At 39.7% G+C, this 2,478-nt stretch carries 3 protein-coding genes; 2 read left to right on the forward strand and 1 reads right to left on the reverse strand.

Translation table 11 applies throughout. The features are described from left to right. The first annotated feature begins 253 nt into the window (after window positions 1–253). On the forward strand, window positions 254–1,075 hold the full coding sequence (locus PX484_RS12970; RefSeq protein ID WP_002801085.1) for a sulfotransferase family protein: 822 nt from the start codon (window positions 254–256) through the stop codon (window positions 1,073–1,075). Between the two features lie 96 nt (window positions 1,076–1,171). On the opposite strand, the gene PX484_RS12975 is transcribed toward PX484_RS12970, so the two are convergent. Further along, window positions 1,172–1,372 (reverse strand): hypothetical protein, encoded by a 201-nt coding sequence (locus tag PX484_RS12975; protein ID WP_002735656.1) that lies wholly within the window; start codon window positions 1,370–1,372, stop codon window positions 1,172–1,174. Between the two features lie 497 nt (window positions 1,373–1,869). Here PX484_RS12975 and PX484_RS12980 point away from each other — a divergent pair. After that, the coding region (locus tag PX484_RS12980) for an ABC transporter ATP-binding protein (RefSeq protein WP_288104153.1) at window positions 1,870–2,478 on the forward strand (609 nt) is incomplete at its 3' end.

Here is a 2,478-nt window from a genome sequence, read left to right on the forward strand (position 1 = left end):
GGCGATTAACCTTTTCCCCGCTTAAAGGGGCCGTATCAATAGCGAGTACCTTTTCCTGGAAGGGAAACTGACTCATTTTGACTAGATGAGGGATAGTATTCATCATAAACCAGACATCGGTTCGCGCCGTAAAAAACCAGAGCGAACAACTTGGCAATCCCATTTTGTATAAACCTCACTTTTGTTTGGGTCTTAAATGGGATACATTATAGGGGAATCTTAGCGACAAGTTGACACAATTCTTTATTAACCTATGACTATAGCCATCGATCGCCTACCCCAATCTTGGCAGGATTTAACCCATCGTTTAACTTATAAGTATTTTCAGATCCGCATTGATACACCCAAGGACCCCTATAAAATCCTCTTTCGTCCCCAACCCTATCAGGTTTTATTTATCCTTAGCCATATGCGATCGGGTTCGTCTTTATTGACCCATATCCTCAATTCTAATCCCGAAATTATCGGTTTTGGCGAAACTCATCTGGTTTATGAGAGTGAACAGGATTTTAAAACTTTAATGTTTAAACTCTACTGGCGTTTGAAAGATTTAAACATGAATCATAAATATATTTTAGATAAAGTTCTTCACGATCAGAAGTTTTTAGATCATAGTTTTTTACAATCTGATCCAGTTAAAACCATATTTTTACTACGAGAACCGCGGCGCACTTTAGCTAGTATTTTAGATATTAAACCCCATCAAAATGAGCAGCACGCCCTGGGTTATTATACTGGTCGTTTAGCCACCTTAGAAAGTTATGCTCGATTAATTAACAGCAAAGAAAAGAGTTTATTTATCACCCACGATCAAGTATTAAACCAAAGTCAATTGGTCTTTAATAGTTTACAGAGTCATCTCGATACTAAAACGGGATTTTCTGAAGAATATCGAGTTTTAAACACTACTGGCAGCCGTGGTATAGGAGATTCTTCCGAGAATATCAAAGCGGGTAAAATTATCAAACAAGCCAGAAAATTAGATATAGAAATTTCCGACGATGTTTTAACCCAAGCCCAAAAAGCCTACGAGCGATGCTACGAAACCCTCAGCCATTATTGTCATTGTATCTAAGCTGAATTGGGGATTAGCAATAGCCTTGATTCTCTCCTCCGAGTCCTAAGAAAATCCCCCTAACTCAACTCTAAGTTAATCATTTAAAAGGTCTGATTAGCCTTCAATATTAGCAATTGTAAAGCCCATCTGACACTCGTAGAGATTGGGCTGTTGGCTGCCCCCTTTACCCAAGGAGTGACCACAGCCTAGTTTACCCTCTCGCCACCGGGGTTGCCCCTGCTGGTTGGCTAAAAGACAGCCCTGACACACAGAACCCGTATCGAGAATGTGTTCGTCGGTTAAAATCACTAACATGACGTTCACCCCCATTGATCTCCGATCATTCTTGTCTCCATTGTAAGAGGTTTTTTCTGAGATGTAGTGCCGCGCTATACAGTCCGCTACTTTTTGGCTTTTTTTCGCCTGGAATCTTCTTATACAAGGTATTTACCGATCAATTATGAATGGTCAGAAGATGAGGCCGCTCTTCTAGGTTCTGTGTGAGGATGTTATAATATTAATACAGAATAGGAGGTGGGTTATGTGGATAAATTTTGATCAACTCCTCGATTTACCAAATGTAACAGTGGTCAATTATCAAAAAATTGATGAGACAATTTAATCTGTTTGCTTGCTTTAATTGATAACAAAAAGTAACAGAGGAAAACCAGAAGAACCGATATTAAGGCTCAAACAATTTAACAACAACCATGAAAACCCTGACGCGTATTACCTTTAATCTGGAAGTCATGGGAGATAAACCCTGTATTCGTGATTAGCGAGTCACCGTGAGAACCTAACTAAAAAACTTTATGAACCCACCAGAATTAGCCATTGCTACCGTTGGTTTAACCAAACAATTTGACCGCCATGGGGCTGTTAATCAAGTGGATTTACAGATTGAAGCGGGGGAAGTTTACGGGTTAATCGGTCCAAATGGAGCGGGAAAAACCACTTTAATTAGGATGTTAGCGGCAGCAGAAGAACCGACAACCGGAGAAATATATCTGCACGGAGAACGTCTTTTAAGAGATGAGAGTAATCCCCGTCTCAAAAGAAATTTAGGTTATCTACCCGATAATTTTCCCCTCTACGATGACTTAAATGTCTGGAATTATCTTGATTATTTTGCCCGTCTTTATCATATCCCGCGCTCCCAACGTCATCGCCGCATTTATGAAGTTCTAGAACTGGTACAATTAACCAATAAAAGCCATAATTTGATCGCTACTTTGTCCCGGGGAATGAAACAACGTTTAAGTTTAGCCCGAACGATTATCCATGAACCTTTAATTTTACTTCTCGATGAACCAGTTTCTGGATTAGACCCGATCGCTCGCCTACAATTTCGTGAGATTATTAAAGTCTTACAATCGGCAGGTATGACTATTTTAATTTCCTCCCATGTCCTTAGTGATTTA

Source organism: Microcystis sp. M49636_WE2 (assembly GCF_030065375.1).
Classification (GTDB): Bacteria; Cyanobacteriota; Cyanobacteriia; order Cyanobacteriales; family Microcystaceae; genus Microcystis; species Microcystis aeruginosa_C.

Excerpts from the sequence above, each read along its gene's own strand:
- PX484_RS12970 (WP_002801085.1), top strand. The coding sequence starts at position 254 with ATGACTATAGCCATCGATCGCCTACCCCAATCTTGGCAGGATTTAACC.
- PX484_RS12975 (WP_002735656.1), bottom strand. The coding sequence starts at position 1,372 with ATGTTAGTGATTTTAACCGACGAACACATTCTCGATACGGGTTCTGTG.